This window comes from Pseudomonas sp. sp1636, from assembly GCF_030376615.1.
Classification (GTDB): Bacteria; Pseudomonadota; Gammaproteobacteria; order Pseudomonadales; family Pseudomonadaceae; genus Aquipseudomonas.
Window position 1 is genome coordinate 147,136 of sequence record NZ_JARRAB010000011.1, and the last position, 17,863, is coordinate 164,998.

General features: G+C 53.5%; 18 protein-coding genes. 2 read left to right on the forward strand and 16 right to left on the reverse strand.

Annotated elements, in window-relative coordinates:
• The 14 genes from P8H27_RS12965 to P8H27_RS13030 all read right to left on the reverse strand — a co-directional run bounded on the left by P8H27_RS12965 (nt 1) and on the right by P8H27_RS13030 (nt 14,276).
• The gene (locus P8H27_RS12965) at nt 1-1,179 is read right to left on the reverse strand and encodes a formyltransferase family protein (RefSeq protein ID WP_289637987.1); all 1,179 of its coding nucleotides are present in this window, start codon (nt 1,177-1,179) and stop codon (nt 1-3) included.
• Complete coding sequence (locus P8H27_RS12970; RefSeq protein ID WP_289637988.1) at nt 1,176-1,574, reverse strand: FdtA/QdtA family cupin domain-containing protein; 399 nt, start codon at nt 1,572-1,574, stop codon at nt 1,176-1,178. Before P8H27_RS12970 ends, P8H27_RS12965 begins: the two co-directional genes overlap by 4 nt.
• A complete protein-coding gene (gene rfbA / locus P8H27_RS12975) occupies nt 1,571-2,443 on the reverse strand; it encodes a glucose-1-phosphate thymidylyltransferase RfbA (protein WP_289637989.1) in 873 nt (290 codons plus the stop codon). Before rfbA ends, P8H27_RS12970 begins: the two co-directional genes overlap by 4 nt.
• Nucleotides 2,440-3,582 (reverse strand): dTDP-glucose 4,6-dehydratase, encoded by a 1,143-nt coding sequence (gene rfbB, locus P8H27_RS12980; RefSeq protein WP_289637990.1) that lies wholly within the window; start codon nt 3,580-3,582, stop codon nt 2,440-2,442. Before rfbB ends, rfbA begins: the two co-directional genes overlap by 4 nt.
• Nucleotides 3,583-3,596: 14 nt before the next feature.
• On the reverse strand, nt 3,597-4,622 hold the full coding sequence (locus P8H27_RS12985; protein WP_289637991.1) for an NAD-dependent epimerase/dehydratase family protein: 1,026 nt from the start codon (nt 4,620-4,622) through the stop codon (nt 3,597-3,599).
• Nucleotides 4,623-4,755: 133 nt separating this feature from the next.
• Nucleotides 4,756-6,033: a Vi polysaccharide biosynthesis UDP-N-acetylglucosamine C-6 dehydrogenase TviB gene (tviB, locus tag P8H27_RS12990; RefSeq protein WP_289637992.1), complete on the reverse strand. Its 1,278-nt coding sequence runs from the start codon at nt 6,031-6,033 to the stop codon at nt 4,756-4,758.
• A 110-nt stretch (nt 6,034-6,143) separates the two neighbouring features.
• Entirely contained in the window at nt 6,144-6,587 is a 444-nt protein-coding gene (locus tag P8H27_RS12995; protein WP_289637993.1) for a hypothetical protein, read from the reverse strand.
• A gap of 30 nt (nt 6,588-6,617) precedes the next feature.
• Nucleotides 6,618-8,165 carry a hypothetical protein gene (locus P8H27_RS13000; protein WP_289637994.1) on the reverse strand — a complete coding sequence of 516 codons (1,548 nt, stop codon included), beginning with the start codon at nt 8,163-8,165 and terminating at the stop codon, nt 6,618-6,620.
• 264 nt (nt 8,166-8,429) lie between these two features.
• Nucleotides 8,430-8,951 carry a transcription/translation regulatory transformer protein RfaH gene (gene rfaH, locus P8H27_RS13005; protein ID WP_289637995.1) on the reverse strand — a complete coding sequence of 174 codons (522 nt, stop codon included), beginning with the start codon at nt 8,949-8,951 and terminating at the stop codon, nt 8,430-8,432.
• Nucleotides 8,952-9,220: 269 nt separating this feature from the next.
• The gene (locus P8H27_RS13010; RefSeq protein WP_289637996.1) at nt 9,221-10,684 is read right to left on the reverse strand and encodes an MBL fold metallo-hydrolase RNA specificity domain-containing protein; all 1,464 of its coding nucleotides are present in this window, start codon (nt 10,682-10,684) and stop codon (nt 9,221-9,223) included.
• A 117-nt stretch (nt 10,685-10,801) separates the two neighbouring features.
• Entirely contained in the window at nt 10,802-11,122 is a 321-nt protein-coding gene (locus P8H27_RS13015; protein WP_289637997.1) for a nucleotidyltransferase domain-containing protein, read from the reverse strand.
• Entirely contained in the window at nt 11,119-11,541 is a 423-nt protein-coding gene (locus P8H27_RS13020; protein WP_289637998.1) for a nucleotidyltransferase substrate binding protein, read from the reverse strand. Before P8H27_RS13020 ends, P8H27_RS13015 begins: the two co-directional genes overlap by 4 nt.
• Before the next feature lie 220 nt (nt 11,542-11,761).
• Nucleotides 11,762-13,063: a Wzz/FepE/Etk N-terminal domain-containing protein gene (locus P8H27_RS13025; RefSeq protein ID WP_289637999.1), complete on the reverse strand. Its 1,302-nt coding sequence runs from the start codon at nt 13,061-13,063 to the stop codon at nt 11,762-11,764.
• A gap of 679 nt (nt 13,064-13,742) precedes the next feature.
• Nucleotides 13,743-14,276: a transposase gene (locus tag P8H27_RS13030; RefSeq protein ID WP_289638000.1), complete on the reverse strand. Its 534-nt coding sequence runs from the start codon at nt 14,274-14,276 to the stop codon at nt 13,743-13,745.
• A 579-nt stretch (nt 14,277-14,855) separates the two neighbouring features.
• Between P8H27_RS13030 and P8H27_RS20685 the strand changes: the two genes are divergently transcribed.
• Together P8H27_RS20685 and P8H27_RS13040 are read left to right on the forward strand one after the other, a co-directional pair.
• Nucleotides 14,856-15,056, forward strand: coding sequence for a type II toxin-antitoxin system RelE/ParE family toxin (locus P8H27_RS20685; RefSeq protein WP_374761350.1), 201 nt, complete (start codon nt 14,856-14,858; stop codon nt 15,054-15,056).
• Nucleotides 15,053-15,331 carry a helix-turn-helix domain-containing protein gene (locus P8H27_RS13040; RefSeq protein ID WP_289638001.1) on the forward strand — a complete coding sequence of 93 codons (279 nt, stop codon included), beginning with the start codon at nt 15,053-15,055 and terminating at the stop codon, nt 15,329-15,331. The genes P8H27_RS20685 and P8H27_RS13040 overlap by 4 nt, the downstream gene beginning before the upstream one ends.
• 279 nt (nt 15,332-15,610) lie before the next feature.
• On the opposite strand, the gene P8H27_RS13045 is transcribed toward P8H27_RS13040, so the two are convergent.
• Together P8H27_RS13045 and P8H27_RS13050 are read right to left on the reverse strand one after the other, a co-directional pair.
• The gene (locus P8H27_RS13045) at nt 15,611-16,882 is read right to left on the reverse strand and encodes a Wzz/FepE/Etk N-terminal domain-containing protein (RefSeq protein WP_289638002.1); all 1,272 of its coding nucleotides are present in this window, start codon (nt 16,880-16,882) and stop codon (nt 15,611-15,613) included.
• A gap of 423 nt (nt 16,883-17,305) precedes the next feature.
• The coding region (locus tag P8H27_RS13050) for a calcium-binding protein (protein ID WP_289638003.1) at nt 17,306-17,863 on the reverse strand (558 nt) is incomplete at its 5' end.

Consider the following 17,863-nt stretch of genomic DNA (forward strand, 5'->3'; position numbering starts at 1 on the left):
TTATGATAACCCTAAAAATTCAGCCTCAGAAGCATTAATATACTCCATAACAGTCTTACCCTTATAGTCTTTAAGTTCAGGCCTAGCACCTTTTTTTAGCAAAAATCGAACCATTTCTGAATTATTATTCTTCAATGAAAAATCCTTTGCATACATTAGAACCGTAGTGCCGTTATAGTTAACATCATTCACATCAGCACCATTGTCCAGAAGCCACTCAACCAAATCTAGACGCCCGTGATAAGCAGCGACAATGATTGGAGACCAACCGTTCCTGTTCCTGTCACTTACGCCAAGCATTTTTAAAATACATTCAGAAAGATCCGCTACATCCATACTAGGCAATATCGAAATTTGCGAATCGAAATCGTCAAAAATTAACTCAACATCATAATCAATTGTCGCAACAACAAAACGATCATCTAAATATTCAACAACAGTCCCAGAAGGCGCTTCTGATTTTCTGTCGCTGATCAAAACATCCGAAATTGCTTTCCCATTAAAGTTTAACAACTGATAAGGTCTAAAACTATATGCATAAACCTGCCTCTGAATTTGCCATGCTGTCTTCCTAAGATCTATGCTCAATTTCGAAAAATCAACGGATTGCTTAGCAAAATATGATGACATAGTCGCAGGCTGAGGCCTCGCTATAATTTCATTATCACTGATAAGAAGCGAAAAATTTTCTTCGAGTAATAATTTGGAAGCTTCTATATACTTTCTATAGCAGTCCTGACTTCTATCTGAACGATTAAGAATAAACGACTTCTGAGCAATAACATCTCCGGTATCTATCCCACGATCTATTCTATGTAGAGTAACACCAGAGGACTGATCACCATAAATAATCGGCCACACCGAAGTATACATACCCTTATACTTCGGAAGAAGGGAAAAATGAATATTATAGATTTTACTTGTCTGTATTTTTTCAGGCCTGACAATTTTATCGAACTCTAAAGACAGAAAAATATCAACATCTAAGTCATACACCTCCTCGAGAGTTTTAATGCTCACCTTATTACTTTTTGCAAAACCAAGAAGTGAACGCTGCCACCCATCCTCACCTGTATCATTCGCGTTAACAATGGCAATTATTTCATTTCTGTCGAAATACTTTAATGCTAATTCAAGACCATGAACGGCAATATTGTTTTTACCAGCAATAACAATCACTCTATTGCCTCCACAAAATCCCGATAACCTCGAATATAATCACTTTCATCATAATGCTCACTGGCCAGTACCAGCAGCACGCAGTCGGGACTGAATTCGTGCATTTCATGCCACACCATTGGATTAATAACAATGCCCTTGGTTGGCGAATCTAGCCAGGCTTCGGCTTTTTCAGTGCCATTATCCAGTAGCATTTTGCATTTACCGGTGACGCATACTGCTACTTGCTTCAAAGCTTTGTGAGCATGAAAGCCACGGGCCACGCCGGGCTGGGTGCCTAAGATGTAGTACACGCGCTTGATGTCGAACGGGACGCTTTTGTTACCTTCCAGTGCGACTAACGAGCCGCGGTCATCGCCCAATTTAAGGAATTCAATCCATTGCACCAAATTCATAGTTTACCCTCCGCCAATTGGAGCAAATACTGCCCATAACTGTTCTTGCTTAATGACAGGCCTATGCGCTGTAGATCTTCGCGATTTAGCCAACCATTGTTGAAGGCAATTTCTTCGAGGCAAGCGATCTTGTAGCCTTGGCGTTTTTCGATGGTTTCCACAAACAGCCCGGCTTCCAGCAGGCTCTCATGGGTTCCGGTGTCCAACCAGGCGAAGCCGCGGCCGAGCAGCTCGACGTTGAGGTCGCCGCGCGTCATATATACTTGGTTGATGCTGGTGATTTCCAGTTCCCCTCGGTGGGAGGGCGTCACTGCCTTGGCAAGCTGTATGACATCATTATCGTAAAAATACAGCCCCGTTACAGCGTAGTGGGATTTTGGCTGGAGTGGTTTTTCTTCGATGCTGACGGCTTTGTTGTGTTCATCAAAAGCTACTACGCCGAAGCGTTCTGGGTCTTTCACCTGATAGCCGAATACGGTGGCACCCTTGCTCCGATTAACCGCCGCCTTAAGCATGGGGCTGAAGCCCTGGCCATAGAAGATGTTATCGCCCAGCACCAAACATACTGGGTCTGACCCAATAAAGTCTTCACCAATAATAAAGGCTTGAGCAAGGCCGTCTGGGCTAGGCTGCTCGGCATAACTGATATTGATACCAAACTCTAAGCCGTCACCAAGCAGGCGCTGATAACCACTGATGTCTTCCGGGGTGCTGATCAGCAGGATGTCGCGGATACCAGCAAGCATCAGAACTGACAGGGGGTAGTAGATCATTGGCTTGTCGTAAATGGGCAGCAACTGTTTGGAAACGCCCTTGGTGATCGGGTACAGACGGGTGCCGGAGCCACCGGCGAGGAGAATGCCTTTCATGTACGGATACATCCTTGTTCTGTGGTACCAAGGCGTTCGCGCTGATAACTGCCGTCTTGTACATGGCGGCACCATTCGAGGTTGGCCAGATACCATTCGACGGTTTTGCGCAGGCCGGATTCAAAGGTTTCCTCTGGAGCCCAGTCCAGTTCTTTTTGAATTTTGCTGGCGTCGATGGCGTAGCGCAGGTCGTGGCCAGGGCGGTCTTGGACATGGGTGATGAGGGATTTGTAAGAGTGAGGTTGTTCATTAGGCAGACCTGCGGTCTGCATCGCGGCGAGGTCACCCCTCCTACAATGCTCAACGGTGTCATTTAGCGGACGTAGTTGGTCGAGTAAGTCGCAGATGCTATGGACGACCTCGATGTTTTGTTTTTCATTGTGGCCGCCGATGTTATACGTCTCCCCTACTTGGCCTTCGGTCACTACTTTATAAAGCGCGCGGGCGTGGTCTTCGACGTAAAGCCAGTCACGCACTTGGTTGCCTTTGCCGTAGATCGGTAGAGGTTTGCCATCCAGTGCGTTGAGAATGACTAACGGGATGAGCTTTTCCGGGAAGTGGTACGGCCCATAGTTGTTCGAACAGTTGGTAATGATTGTCGGCAGACCGTAAGTGCGGCGCCAGGCGCGCACCAGGTGATCGGAGCTGGCCTTGCTCGCCGAATAAGGCGAGCTGGGTGCATAGGCTGTGGTTTCGCTGAAGAGGTCTTGCGGCCCTTCCAGATCACCATACACCTCGTCGGTGGAGATGTGATGGAAACGGAAGGCTGCCTTGCGCTGCTCATCCAGCCCTTGCCAGTACTGGCGAGCGGCCTCAAGCAAGGTGTAGGTGCCGACGATATTGGTGGTTATGAACTCGGCAGGGCCATCGATGGAGCGGTCGACATGGGACTCTGCTGCCAGGTGCATGATGGCATCCGGCTGGTGCTCACAAAATACGCGATCCAGTTCAGCACGGTCGCAGATATCGACCTGTTCGAAGGCGTAACGCAGGCTGTCGCTGACCATCTCAAGCGACTCAAGATTGCCGGCGTAGGTTAGTTTATCGAGGTTAACGACCCGATCACTGGTATTAGCAATGACGTGGCGCACGACTGCCGAGCCGATAAATCCGGCACCGCCGGTGATGAGGATTTTCATGAATGATTACAAGCCTATTTCAAGAAGCTGATGTACCAGGGCATCGCCCGTTCGATACCTGCCTGAATATCGAACTGTGGGGCATAGCCGAGTAAACGCTCTGCCTTGCCAACATCAGCCTGTGAGTGGCGAACATCGCCGGTGCGGAAATCGCGATATACCGGAGCTTTGGCGTAACTCACGCCGTTATTGGCTAGGCTTTGCTTGATCGCCGCAAACAATTGATTGAGATCGGTGCGCCCACCTACTGCCACGTTGTATATCTGATTGCGCGCCGCCAGGTTGTCGCTAGTTGCTGCCAATAAATTGGCCTGCACTGTGTTGTCGATAAAGCAGAAGTCGCGGCTGGTTTCACCGTCACCATTAATGAACACGTCTTCGCCGTTGATCATGGCAGCGGTCCACTTGGGGATGACCGCAGCATAGGCGCCGTCTGGATCCTGGCGTTTACCGAATACGTTAAAGTAGCGCAAGCCGGTGGTATTGAAACCGTAGGTTTTGGCGAAGACGTCGGCATAGAGTTCGTTGACGTACTTGGTCACGGCATACGGCGATAGCGGTTTACCGATGATGTCTTCTACTTTGGGTAGGCCAGGGTGATCACCGTAGGTGGAGCTTGAGGCGGCGTAGGTGAAGCTTTTCACCTCAGCATCACGGGCGGCGACCAACATGTTAAGAAAGCCGCTGATATTGGTGTCGTTGGTGGTTATCGGGTCGGCGATAGAACGCGGAACAGAACCCAGAGCGGCCTGATGGAGGACATAATCAACGCCTTCACAGGCCTTTTGACAGGCTTGCAGGTTGCGGATGTCGCCTTCGATAAAGTCAAAGCGCTGCCATTCTTCGGCGGTGACGAGGAATTGAACTTCGTCGAGATTACGCTGGTGACCGGTGGCGAAGTTATCCAACCCAATTACATGCTGGCCGAGCTTAAGCAGGGTCTCCAGCAGGTTGGAGCCGATAAAGCCGGCCACGCCAGTGATGAGCCAGGTTTTGGGGGTGGTGGGTAGTTCTTGCAACAAAGACTCGTAGGGCGTCATAGGCTCAATTCTGTTTGTGTGAGGCGGGCCAGTGTGCTCGCTGCTTTTGAGGGAAAGTTATAGTCGCAATGTTTTCGGCTTTGGGGCGGAATTTGTCCGCCTATCGCCGCAGGTCGCGCCTCCCACGGTGTTTTTACAGGCGCAGGTCGGACTCTGCAGCGCTCAGCAGGTACTTAAGGTCATAAAGCACGTGTTCAGCCTTACCGTGCTTACGAATGTTTTCTGCGCCCAGGGCGCGGAATTCGTTGTGGGCTACAGCGAGTATTATGCCGTCGTAAGCCTTGAGCGCTGGTTCTGAAATAGGGGTAATTCCATACTCGTATTGCGCTTCTTCGACGCTGACCCAAGGGTCGTAGACATCGACCTCGATATTGTAATCCGTCAACTCACGGACAATATCCACCACCTTGGTGTTGCGCAGATCCGGACAGTTTTCCTTGAAGGTCAGGCCCATTACTAGCACGCGGGCGCCATCGACATGGATGCGGCGCTTAAGCATGCCTTTGATCAGTTGCGACACCACATAAGCGCCCATACTGTCGTTAAGCCGACGACCTGCCAGGATGATTTCCGGGTGGTAGCCAATACTTTCCGCCTTGTGGGTCAAGTAGTAGGGATCTACGCCAATGCAGTGGCCGCCTACCAGGCCGGGGCGGAACGGCAGGAAGTTCCACTTGGTGCCCGCAGCCTCTAGTACCGCTTCGGTGTCGATGCCCATCTTGTTGAAGATCAGCGCTAATTCGTTGATCAGGGCGATATTCAGGTCGCGCTGGGTGTTCTCAATGACCTTGGCTGCTTCCGCTACCTTAATACTGCTGGCCTTGTGCGTCCCCGCAGTGATGATTTGCCGGTACAGTGCATCGACCAATTCGGCGACCTCCGGCGTAGAGCCGGAAGTAACTTTCTTGATCGTAGTAACGCGGTGCTCTTTGTCCCCCGGATTAATGCGCTCGGGGCTGTAGCCGGCGAAAAAATCCACATTGAACTTGAGACCGGATACCTGCTCCAGCACCGGCACGCAGTCTTCCTCGGTGGCGCCGGGATAGACAGTCGATTCGTAAATGACGATGTCGCCCTTCTTTAGAACCTTGCCGATGGTTTGCGAGGCCTTGATAAGGGGGGTGAGATCAGGCTTCTTATGCTCGTCGATTGGGGTTGGCACTGTGACGATGAACGTATTACAGCTCTTCAGATAAGCAATATCGGCACTGTACGCAAGTTGCGTAGCTTGTTTGAGTTCTTCATCACTGACTTCCAGCGTGGCGTCATGACCAGCCTGAAGTGCATCGATACGCGCTTGATTGATATCAAACCCGACAACCTTTTGGTGCTTGCCGAATTCAACAGCCAAGGGAAGGCCCACATAACCCAACCCAATTACCGCGAGTTTGACTCCTTGCAATTTGAGCATTTTTATTTCCAATCTAAAGAACCACCCATTCACTAGTCACATGCATACATAAAGACTAGAAAGCATAAGAACTGCCTAGCGAGAAAAAGCAACGACCGACCAACTCCGAGTCACTTAACCCACCAAACCTTCAGCAAAAGATTCTTGGTAAAACCATCACGTACATTATCGGCGTATGAAATGGCAACAACAGCATCCCCCTTCTTATAAGTCGTGTACTTTATAAGCTGAGGATTATCAGCCTCAGTCCTAGCATAACCCTCACCGAGGAGTATTGGAGAGATAGAACCATCTACCTCCTCATAAGTAGCATCATCAAACTCAAACGCATACGTAATAACATCTTTATCCTTCCACTTACTTTCAACCACAGCAACCGGACTCCTACTAAAATCAAGCCCTGCGCCTCCAGGTAGATAAAGCGTTGTACTAGTTTCAGTATTTCGTACCTCAGAGGCTAAACTTGGCGACTCAAGTGTTTCAGGCTTACTAGAGTTATCACAACCGACCAACACCATTAGACCTAGACCGCTTGCGACCATTTGCTTCCACATACCGTTATTCCCTTTAATATTTATTACAACTTAGCTACGTTTGCGCTGACGGATTGAATCCATCAGCAGACTGTAGAACAGGCTGGTGAATATAGTCAGAATCATCAGTGCTGCGAATATTTTTAAATCTCGCGAACTGACCAAGCCAACTTTAGCTACGTCGAACGAGCCACCCTGAGGATCAATTAATTGACTGATATTACCGGCGACCTGCTTGCCCTGCTTTTCATACATACGCACCATAACACGGGTGTACTCACGCAGGTTATCCAACACAATAGGAAGTTGCTCTTTAACGACTTTTACATAAGAATCACGCAATTCGTTTGCCTGCGTTTCTTCTCCGCCAAAAGTTCCAAGAATGCGTTGGATGTCGGCAACCTGCTGCTGGATATCAATGGCCTTGTACTCATAGTCCAAGACATCCTGGGTCAACTTTTGGCGAAACTCAAGATCACTGCCTTGACGGGAAACTTCCAACAGACGGTCAAGAAAAGCATCGCCCAGCTGTGGTGCCATGTTGTTCTGCGCACCGCTAGCCGTGTTGTTTGTTGATACATTGTTAGCATCCTTACTGTAACTGCCTAACGCATTACGTATGGCTTGAGCGCGCAACTGCCACATTGCTTCCTCTTGCTGCAGGTCGCCCAAGCGGCGTGAATAATAAAGCTCGACTACCTGGGGGTTTCGCGAAATACCTAGCTCTTTGATGGGGTCGATGATCTGACGGATGTCGTACTGGGCTACATCGTCAATGGCCTTGTCGAGATCGGCCAAGGTGAAACCACTTTCATCATCGATCAAGGTGCTGGCATTCGGCTCGTCCTTCAAGGTTTGAATATTGCCGCGTACCAACTTAATACTGTTGAGCAGCAGGTCTATGCCCAGTAGGTAGTCGAGGTTCTCGAAGCGTTCTTTATTAAAGATGCGTTCGGAATATACCGGGATGCTGGGCTTGAGCACGCCTTGTTCATTGATGGCACGGTTGGCCCAGACCTGGGCAATGTCCAGCAACACTTTGTTGGCCACAACCTCCGGCAGGCTGTGCTTCTCCAGCAACTGCAGGCTGATGCTCACGTTGCTGCTACGTGCGGCTTTGAGTTCCGTAGTCATGTTTACTTGCAGATCGGCAATTTCTGCAGTGCTGAGCTTTTTATCGTTCAGACGCGCCTCATACTTACTGCGAATCAGCGCGTAGTCTGGCGCATAAGGCTGGATATTAACGCCACGACGGAAGTCATCGAGTTTTAAGCCCTGCTCTTCCAGTTGGTTTTCCAAGTAGACACGGTTGAGCACCGCAGGGTTGATAATATCGCTCATCAGAAAGAGCGAGCCGTTGGGGAAGGTTCCCATACTCAAACCTTCAAAATTGAGGTCGAACACAGCACTATAACGCACAGTTTTTGCACTAGTGAAATAGCTGACTGCGATATAGCTGCAGTAAAGCGCAAATACCATTAGCAGGGCGGTCACCACCCGGGATCGCGCAGCCCAGACGCGCATCATCAACTCGCCCAAGTCGATATCACCACTGCTGTGGTGAACAGCCTCGCTGGGGATTCTCACATTTGAATTCACGACAACTCCATTGCAATGTAGGCGCCTAATAGGGCGCAGATAAAATGTGGATGGTGCGATTTATTGTGTGGTGTAACTGCGACTTTACACATCTTAGCCGTCCGCGGGAGACGCCGATTTGCTGAGCCCAAAGCCTCCAGCAAGCAACACCAGGCACGCTACCGCCCCAAGATTTACCGTTGGTTTCCTGAGAACGTCACAATCATCAAGTTTTACTGGCGTTGCCAGGGTGTAACCTTTATCTCAGCCCGCGCCGAGGCATATTCAGTTCTTGACAATGCTCATCAGCGGCATGCTGATCTGCTGCTGACGGTTGAGCATATTGAGCAGTAGTATCACCCGCTGCTCGCCGTCCATGGCGACGAAGATGGCGTCCAGTTCGGCAAAGCCACCCTCGGTAATGCGCACGCTATCCCCAGACTCGAGAGCCGGTGTAACGGTTGCTGCCGTGCGTTGCTGCAGGCGCGCAATCAGGCTGTTGTCGAGTGGTAGGGGCATACCGCCAAAACCCACGATGCGGTTGACCCCACGGGTCGAACGCAGGGGTGCCCAATTGGCATCGGCTGCCAGCTGAATGAATAGATAACCGGGGAACAGCGATTCGACGATGATTTGCCGTCGGCCACGCACTATCCGTTCGCAGCTATGCTGCGGCCGATAGCAGGTGTAGCCCTGGCGTAGCAGGTTCTCTTCTGCACGCTCATCCTGGCGAGGCTTGCAGTGCACGAGGTACCAGGCCGGGGCCGTGCCTGCAATGCTGATGGTATTCGTAGCGCTTACATTCATATGGATAACAAGCAAATCGGTGCAACATCTGCAGACCGACAGTTCACTCCTGTTTGCAGCTGGCCTAGTTGAGCCGGTTGCAGGATTCGTTTCAGCCTAGCCAACCGCTGGGATGGATAGGAAGGACTTTGGGGCGTTGAGGCCACATTTATATGTGTAGTCAGGTGCTGGTTATGTGGCGGCCTGTTGGATCGCCAGACAGTAGCCGTTCCCTACGGCTTACTGCATTTCTCCCATCCATGTGGGTCACAAGCCGGCTCCTACAATAATCATTCGTTGGCGCCGCTGGGGATCAATAGCTCCAGGTTGCGTTGGCTCTGCTTGTAAAGCGCTTTCAGGCGTTCGCCGAGTTCATGCTTGGCGCTGGTTTCGCCATGGACGATGCGTACATGGCTGGGCCAGTCGCGCATACGTGTCACAAAACCGAGCAGACCTTTCTGATCTGCATGGGCCGAGTAGCCGCCTATGGTATTGATTTTGGCGCCAATCTTGTAGCGCTCCCCGTCTAAATCGACGTAACCACCGCGCCCACCATACATCTGGATGGCTCGGCCCGGCGTGCCTTGCGCCTGGTAACCGATGAAGAGCACGTCATGTCGAGGATCGTGGAGCATGGCTTTCAGGTAATTGACAATTCGACCGCTGCTACACATGCCGTTCCCGGCGATGACGATGGCCGGACGAGCGGTAGCTGTCAGGTGGCGCACCATGGCCAGATGGGCCTGGTGGCTGTCGACGGTCAGCAGTTGCTCGAAACCGAGTGGATTACGCCCCCGCTTGACGCGCTGCAGCGCTTCGTTGTCCCAAAAGGGCTTGAGCTCGCGATAGACCTGGGTAAAGCGGCTGGCCAGGGGCGAGTCGAGGATGATCGGGAGTGTCGGCCAGTTGATGTCGATTTTGCTGTCACTGCTCCCTCGCCCTTTCCCATCGGCATTGAGTTTTCTGTGGATGATCTCTTCCAGTTCGTAGAGCAGCTCTTGGGTGCGGCCGATGCTGAAGGCGGGGATCAGCACCGTGCCGTTATTGGCCAGTGCTTGTTCGATGACGTTTTCCAGACGCTTACGACGAGTGCGCCGGTCTTCGTGCATGCGGTCGCCGTAGGTGCTCTCGATCACCAGGATGTCGGCGCGGTATGGCGGTTTTGGAGCCGGCAACAGCGGCGCATGCGGCGCCCCCAGGTCGCCGGAGAAGACGATGCGCTTCTTCGCACCGGACTCGGGATAATGCAGGTCGATCTCGGCATAGGCCGAGCCGAGGATATGCCCGGCGCGCTGCAGGCGGATGCGGCAGATCAGACTTTCGCTCTTATGCAGGGTGAACCAGGTCTTGTAGGGTAAGGCGACGATGCGCTGCCCAATCAGCTTGATGTAGCGCTCGACCTGTTTTTGATCGCGACTGAAACCCAGCTTGAAGGCATCTTCGAGCACGATGGGCAGCAGCTTGGCCGAGGGCTCGCTGCAAAGGATTGGCCCCTTGAAACCAGCAGCCAGCAGATAGGGAATACGCCCGACGTGATCGATATGCACGTGGGTGGCGACCAGGGCCTTGATCGTATCCAGGGGAAACTCGATGGCTAGGCGGTCAGAAGCGGACTTGCCTTCGGCCGAGGTTTCAGCGCCCTGGAACAAACCACAGTCGATCAGCAGACTGTGCTGGGCATCCATCAGCAATTGATGACAGGAGCCGGTCACGCCGTCCTTGGCGCCATGGTGAAGGATGTCGGGGTAGCCCATGTGATCGATCCTTGTTAGTCCATTAACGATGGCCGGCAGTTGGAGCTTGGCCGGCGTGATCCTTTGCTTGCGTTTGCAGCCTTGGTGCGCACGGCGCACCCTGCGTTCGGGGTGTCCTTAGCTATCGCTTGCCGTGTAGAAGAGCTTGCCCACCCGGTCGATGTGCTCGATCAGGGCCGGATTATCCAGCAGCTCGTACAGGGAAAGATCGATTTTGTAGGGCAGCAACAAGTCATCCAATTCCGTTTCGATTCGCAGCAATTGCTGGTAGGTCAAATCACCCTTGAGCGTGAGGCCGATATCCGAACCTGCGCGGAAATTTCCTTTGGCTCGCGAACCGTAGAGGATCGCTTGCCCGATACCGGGGTAACGATGAAACACCTGCTGAATGGCCTTGATACTTGCAGCCGGCAGGCCGCTGCCCTCCACCTCGCTCATGATTCGTTCACGACACGTTCGAGCAGTGTCTCTTCCAATGCCTTCAGCAGAGGATGGTGTCGCTGCTGGATGTTTTGCAGGATGCTCTCTGCAATCTCTTCGTTATAGGTATGCGATGTGCGGTTACGGTCTATCAGCATGTCCATCCAGCCTTTCCCGTCAGCTAATACCCCTCGGCTGAAACCTTCGCGAATTGCATCTCTTGAACCAACGATGCCAGTGATGCCTTGCCAAACAAGGTAGTCCTTAAGGGTGTTCCAACCTAGTTCATAGGTGTATTCGAAGATTTGGATCACACCCTGTTTTTCCAGTTTTGACAGGGTGCGCGCCTGCATTAGAGCCATCGCCTCATCGAGCTGAGCCTGCGCCTTGCGGAAGTTTTGCAGGCGTTGTAACCAGCGAGTGTCTTCGTTGCTCATGCTGCGCCTTTATTCTCCGCATGTTCGGTTTATTTTACGATCGGCAGGCCGTGAAACCTGCCTTACCAAGCTAATACGTAGGCAAAGTGCGTTCGCACTGGCACATTGAACCACCTCGTCCGAACCCCACACAACCGAGCGGGATCGTTTGGGTTGCTGCTGCGCGAAGCGCACCCTACGGGTACAAGTGCTCAGGTGACAGCTCCTACAGCAAGCCCTGTCAGGCTGACACGTTCAAGTGACTGGATTCATTCCAAGAGGCCCGCCGCAGCATATTGCGCAACAGGGCGATGAACAGGCCCAGCATACCGCCGAGCACCAGGCCCAGGGCCAGAATCAAGGCTTTTTTCGGTTTAATAGGGCGCAAGGGCTCCAGCGCTACCTGATCGATGGACACCAACTTCAGGCCGGAAACATCGACGTTAATATTACGCAAGCGAGCGGCCTCTCCACGCCAGCTGGCCAAATCCTTGAGAAACAAATCTTCGCTTTCGCGCTTGTTGAGCACTTCAATCTGGCGATTGTTCGCCAGCAACTGCAGTTCCTTGGCGATTTGCGCGATACGCGGCTCGGTGAAGTCATCGGAGCGACGCTGCAGTAAGGCATTGCGCTCGGCTTCCAGCGCTTCGCTGCCCATGAAGTACAGCGGTATCTGCTGGTTGTTGACTTCGGTGCGGATCACGCTACCTTGCGTCACCCGCTCGCCCTCGCCCAAAGAAGACGGCGTGGCGGGCTTGCTAATACCCAGCGCCTTGGCGATGCGAATGGCTTCATCCAGCTGAGCAACGCGATTGTCACGGCGGGTTTTGAGTTGCTGGCGCAAGGCCTTGAGTTCGTCTTGCAGATTTGCACGTTTGAGGTTGTCGGCTTCCAACAGCTTAGCGATCTTGGCCTCTTTGCTCGCTTCGTAGCTTGCACGGGCCGCGGCCATCTGCGCATCGAGTTGATTCAGACGATTCTGGATGACTACCGCCAGATCGGCGGCGATACGCTCGCGCTCAATCTGGAAGGCATACTCGACCAAGCCATTGACCAGGGCGACACCATTGACGTCCTGCGGATAGGTCAGTTGAATGCCGACATAGGCACTCAGGTTATCGGCTTTCTTCGGGTCAGGCAGGAGCATCTTGAAAGCTTCTTGGTTGAAGCGTTCGAAGGTTTGTTCAAGGCTGCGATTAGGCTGGCGCAATACCTCGAATAAGCCCTGGTTGGTACGAAAAAACTCCAGGCGAGTGTCGTAAGACTCCAAGGTAGCCCCCACACGCGTCATGGCCTGCGCAGGGGTAAGTTTGTAAACGCCGGTACGGCTCAGGGCATCGAGATCCTTGATCGCCGCCGGACGCAGCACGCTCTGCACTTGGTATTCAGGGGTTACCAGGAAGGCGTATGCGGCCGCCAGCATGCCGACCAGAAAGGTCACCAAGGCAATCAGCAGCTTCTGTTCCCAGAGCGAGTGAAATAACGCAGCCAGGTCGATTTCATCACTAGAGGTTTGTTGTATCGGGGGGGAGATCGCATTCACAGTCAAGATCCATCTTCTATAGAGGGCATCACTAATTCACCAACGGGGAACAACGCTCCCTGGAATCTCATTGTTGTCCCATTCGCTCGGTACTCGCGCTGGAGCACAGGGTTTAAAGGGCTTGCGCCCATCCCATTGACAGAGATTTCGCGGCATTGTGCCAGCAGCGTACGACATTACAAGTCTTGACAACCAATTTGCAGTTACTGACAGACGGACGGGAACTTTGTGACGCATATCATAGTCGCCTCGCCCTGTGGCTTTGGTTGCAGCGCGTACTCGTGAAGCAGTACGCCGCTTGATCGGCTGTAACCCATGGCGGACTGTTCGCTGCGCTCCTGAGTCCGCCCTACGGGCTGAGCGGCACCGCCGTTGCAGGCGAATGCACGAGCGTAGGGCGTACTCGCGAAGCAGTACGCCACTCGAAAGATCGAACCATGGCGGACTGTTCGCTACGCTCCTGAGTCCGCCCTACGGATTGAGTGGCGCCGTCGTGGCGCCCGCGAATGCATGAGCGTAAGGCGTACTTGCGCAGCAGTACGCCACTCGAAAGATCGAACCATGGCGGACTGTTCGCTACGCTCCTGAGTCCGCCCTACGGATTGAGTGGCGCCGTCGTGGCGTCCGCGAATGCATGAGCGTAGGGCGTACTTGCGAAGCAGTACGCCCTACAGGACGCTCAATCATCGCAGGGCAAGCCGTCGGATTGTCCGCTGCCTGCCCAATCGGGCGGGTAGATGCCACTCGCCACCATGCGATGGAAGGTGGAGTAAGGCCAGTCGCGCACCCGGCTGACCAAACCGTGCTTGAGCGGATTGTTGTGGAGGTAGTCGAGATGGCGGTTCAGGTCGTCCTGGTCGCGGATGCGGTGCTCCCAATAACGACGCTGCCAGATGCCGCGCTCGCGGCGCCGCAGCAGGATTTTCGAGCGCCATTCATCAGCCGGCACCGCACGGGAGAACAGCAATTTGATCAGTCGCCAACGCAGGGCGAAGTTGCATTCGCCCGCGGGCAATTCGATCACGCAGTGTAGGTGATCCGATAACACTACCCAGCCATGAATCTCGAAGGGGTGGCGTCGGCGGGTGATGCGCACGGAGTCACGCAGGATGTCGATGTGCCGGGTTAGCAGGTCGTTACCGTGGCGTACCCGCAGGGCATGGGTGAAGAAGAAGGTACCCCCTGGGCACCAGACGCGGCGGTAGTTGGGCATGGTAGGCGTCATCCTTGACGGTATTGGCGATGCTCGAGAGTCTATCCAAGAATGCCAGCGATACCACGATGCGAACAGCACACCACCCAAAAAATCGAACCATGGCGGACTGTTCGCTACGCTCCTGAGTCCGCCCTACGGATTGAGTGGCGCCGTCGTGGCGTTCGCAAATGCACGACCGTAGGGCGTACTCACGGAGCAGTATCAGTCCGCCCAGGATGGCGGTGGAAACGCGGACGCATCCAATCAACATGGCTTTGTCCATCTATTCAGCGACAGTCCAGTGTAGTCGGATATTGAAAGCTGGAAGCTGTTCCTGGATGCACACGATGCGGCTGTCGGAGCCGGCGACCCCATCAACCTCTGCCCTCCAACAAGCCTACGCCTGATTGACAAAAGGCGTTTGCGTGATTATACAAAATTTTGTATTTATCGGTTCATGAAACAAAACCACAAGCCCATTGAGTTTTGCGGCAGCTCCCTCAGTGACCTGCGCACTTTTCCAGAAGATGCTCGGCGAGAGGCTGGCCACCAAGTGGATCAGGTTCAGCAAGCTGCGAACCGGACGATTGAAAGCCAATGGCAAGCATCGGCGTTGGTGTTCGTGAAATACGCATCCGTGAGGCTTCTGGAGCTTTCCGAGTGATCTATGTGGCGAAGTTCGAAGACGCCATTTTCGTGCTGCACTGCTTCCAGAAAAAAACACAGAAAACCAGACGCGAGGACGTCGCGCTGGCCGCCCAACGACTGAAGGACTTGATGAAGGAGTTAGGCCCATGAACCAACGTTTCCAAAGTGTCTGGGGTGCCGTTGAGGACACCCCAGCTCAAGCCGAAAACATGAAGGTTCGTTCCGCCTTGATGATCGCATTGAAAGAGCGCATTGAGGCTGAAGGCTTGTCGCAAGCGAATGCCGCCAAGTTGTTCGGCGTCACTCAGCCGCGCATTTCTGATCTGCTTCGCGGCAAGATCACTCTGTTCAGCATCGACACGCTGATCAACATGTTGGCCACCGCCGGACTGCATGTAGAGCTGCAAATCGCTCAAGCAGCCTAAGTGTCAATTGCAGATAATGTGAGCCCGCAGAAAGTGTATGGGCCGCGCACTGCGGGGATTTTTGTGCGCGAACCCTACGGGGTGATGCCGCGCCCGACACCACGTCATAAGTCACAATCAAATGCGGTGTCCGCCGCTCCTGTAGGAGGGCCGCCCCGGCGCGGTGCTTGAGCTTTGGGGCGGACGTTGTCCGCCATCGCCGCGGGGCGCGCCTCCTACATAAAGTCACGCGGCCCATGAACTTGGGGAGTCAACGGCGTACTGCTGCGCGAGTACGCCCTACGGTTTGTCGGTTTGCCTGGGACGCAGCAGGTTGCGCAGCATTGCTGCGAAGACTCCGAGCATCAGGCCGGCGACTCCGCCCAGGCCGATGATCAGCGCTTTCTTCGGCTTGACTGGTGCGAGTGGTTCGAGTGCTTGCTGATCCAACCGAACCAACTGCAATCCGCTGGTATCGAGCTTAATCCCTTTGAGTTGGGCTGCCTCTTGGCGCCATTCCGCCAGATCCTTTAGGTAGAGGTCTTCATTCTGGCGCTTCTCGAGGATTTCCACTTGCCGATTATTGCCGAGCAACGCCAGCTCCTTCTCGATCTCGGCAATCCGTGGTTCGCTGAAATCGTCCGAACGGCGTGCGCTTAAAGCTTCGCGCTCGGCCTTCAAGGCTTCGCTGCCCATGAAGTAGAGTGGAATTTCTCGGCTATTGACTTCGGTACGCACGACCTGCCCCTGGCGCTGCGCATCAGCCATGGCCGAAGGGGTGGTGGGTTTCTCGATGCCAAGTGATTCGGCTATCTGGATGGCTTCGTCAAGACTTTTGATGCGGTTCTCTCGACGCGTTTTCAATTCGCCACGCAAGGCTTGCAACTCGTCCTGCAGCCGAGCTCGCTGCAAAGCATCCTCCTCGAGCAAAGTGGCTATTCGTGCTTCTTTACTTGCCTCATAACTGGCCCGCGCTGCTTCGGTTTTTTGCTCGAGGCTGAATAAGCGATTGCTGATCAGCACCTTCAGGTCTGTGGCGATTCGCGCCCGCTCGCTCTCCAGCACGGCAGCCACCAGGCCATTGACGACCGCCACGCCTTCCACGCCCCGGGGGTAAGTCAGCGATATGCCGACAAACTCGCTCAAGCTGTTCGGTCTTTTCGGGTCTACTTGCAGCATGGTGAACGCCGAACGATTGAACTCTTCAAAGGCCTGCTCCAACGAACTGCCCGGGGTGACCAGCCCGCTGAAAAGCACCTGATTCTCACGAAAAAAGGCGAGACGGTTTTCATAGGACGACAGTCCTGCCCCTACGCGACTCAACGCCTCGGCCGGGGTCAGCTCGTAGACACCGGTACCGTTCAGTTCATCGAGGCTGCCCCGATCCACCGGGCGCAGCACGCTCTGCACCTGATAGTGCGGCGTGGCTAGGAAAGCATAGGCTACCGCCCCCATAGTGACCATGCAGGCGACAGCTAGAATTAGATACTTTTGTCGGAACAGTGATCGAAATAGCTCGACCAGGTCGATTTCATCGTTGCTATAGGTAAGTCGTTGAAGTTGCTCAGACATAAGTCGGTTAGGATCCGTCAAAAAAGAAGTCTATCGCATGGCGTGCGATCACTTTTAACCCCCCTCCCTGGATGCTCTGCCCATCTGGTACCGGCAATAGCAGGTGCATCCCTTGTGCCCAGGTGGGTGTGACAATCGCCTGGCAGATTTGTTCACCGCCGAACCGGGAAGGCAGAGTCACCTCTGCCGCGCCCAGTCAATCTCCTCCCCTACTATTTGGGCAGCCTCGTCGTGCCCCCTTGCAACTGTAACCTCAACGGTATGGGTAGATAGAGTGTGGTGGATTTGTGGGCGCCAGCTTGCTGACGACCCATTAGCCCGTACTGTCGCTGCACACTACGATAATAAAAACGTGGTATGGGGCGGCAAGCCACCCCATACCACCGCTGTTAATGCCTCTTTCCATTTTTGTTGGCAGCCTCCTTACACTGCCAGGATAAAGTCGGTTTGGGTGATGGTGGTCGCATCGGCGATACCTACCAAGCGAATGGAGCCGCCACCGACCGACACCAAGGTGTCGGCTCCAATATCGGCGATGGTCACGTTAGCGGTGAAGTTCGCTGCAGTAACACCTAATGCGGCAATATTGAGTTGATCCTGGCCTCCGACTGGATCGGGATCAAAGTCTATGATCAAGTCGTTCCCGAAGCCGGCGGCGAACATGAAAGTATCATTGCCGACACCACCGACCATAATGTCGGCACCGGCACCGCCATCGAGTATGTCATCCCCAGCGCTACCAGTGAGCCGGTCGTTGCCAGCACCACCACTGAGACTGTCATTCCCTAAACTGCCGTTTATCAAGTTATCCAGCCCATTACCAATACCGGTAAATGCACCAGTCCCCAAGTACGACAGGTATTCAACATTGGCACCCAGCGTATAACTCAATAAAGTAGTGCGAACGATGTCGGTGCCTTCATTGGCAAGCTCAACTACCACATCACCAACGTTATCGACCCTGTAGGCGTCATTGCCAAC

Bases quoted from the DNA above. Each gene is read 5' to 3' on its own strand.
- tviB (WP_289637992.1), bottom strand. From the start codon at position 6,033: ATGCTCAAATTGCAAGGAGTCAAACTCGCGGTAATTGGGTTGGGTTAT.
- P8H27_RS13040 (WP_289638001.1), top strand. From the start codon at position 15,053: ATGAACCAACGTTTCCAAAGTGTCTGGGGTGCCGTTGAGGACACCCCA.
- rfbB (WP_289637990.1), bottom strand. From the start codon at position 3,582: ATGAAAATCCTCATCACCGGCGGTGCCGGATTTATCGGCTCGGCAGTC.
- rfaH (WP_289637995.1), bottom strand. From the start codon at position 8,951: ATGAATGTAAGCGCTACGAATACCATCAGCATTGCAGGCACGGCCCCG.
- P8H27_RS20685 (WP_374761350.1), top strand. From the start codon at position 14,856: ATGGCAAGCATCGGCGTTGGTGTTCGTGAAATACGCATCCGTGAGGCT.
- P8H27_RS12970 (WP_289637988.1), bottom strand. From the start codon at position 1,574: ATGAATTTGGTGCAATGGATTGAATTCCTTAAATTGGGCGATGACCGC.
- P8H27_RS13045 (WP_289638002.1), bottom strand. From the start codon at position 16,882: ATGTCTGAGCAACTTCAACGACTTACCTATAGCAACGATGAAATCGAC.
- P8H27_RS13015 (WP_289637997.1), bottom strand. From the start codon at position 11,122: ATGAGCGAGGTGGAGGGCAGCGGCCTGCCGGCTGCAAGTATCAAGGCC.
- rfbA (WP_289637989.1), bottom strand. From the start codon at position 2,443: ATGAAAGGCATTCTCCTCGCCGGTGGCTCCGGCACCCGTCTGTACCCG.
- P8H27_RS13020 (WP_289637998.1), bottom strand. From the start codon at position 11,541: ATGAGCAACGAAGACACTCGCTGGTTACAACGCCTGCAAAACTTCCGC.
- P8H27_RS12985 (WP_289637991.1), bottom strand. From the start codon at position 4,622: ATGACGCCCTACGAGTCTTTGTTGCAAGAACTACCCACCACCCCCAAA.
- P8H27_RS13030 (WP_289638000.1), bottom strand. From the start codon at position 14,276: ATGCCCAACTACCGCCGCGTCTGGTGCCCAGGGGGTACCTTCTTCTTC.
- P8H27_RS12995 (WP_289637993.1), bottom strand. From the start codon at position 6,587: ATGTGGAAGCAAATGGTCGCAAGCGGTCTAGGTCTAATGGTGTTGGTC.
- P8H27_RS13010 (WP_289637996.1), bottom strand. From the start codon at position 10,684: ATGGGCTACCCCGACATCCTTCACCATGGCGCCAAGGACGGCGTGACC.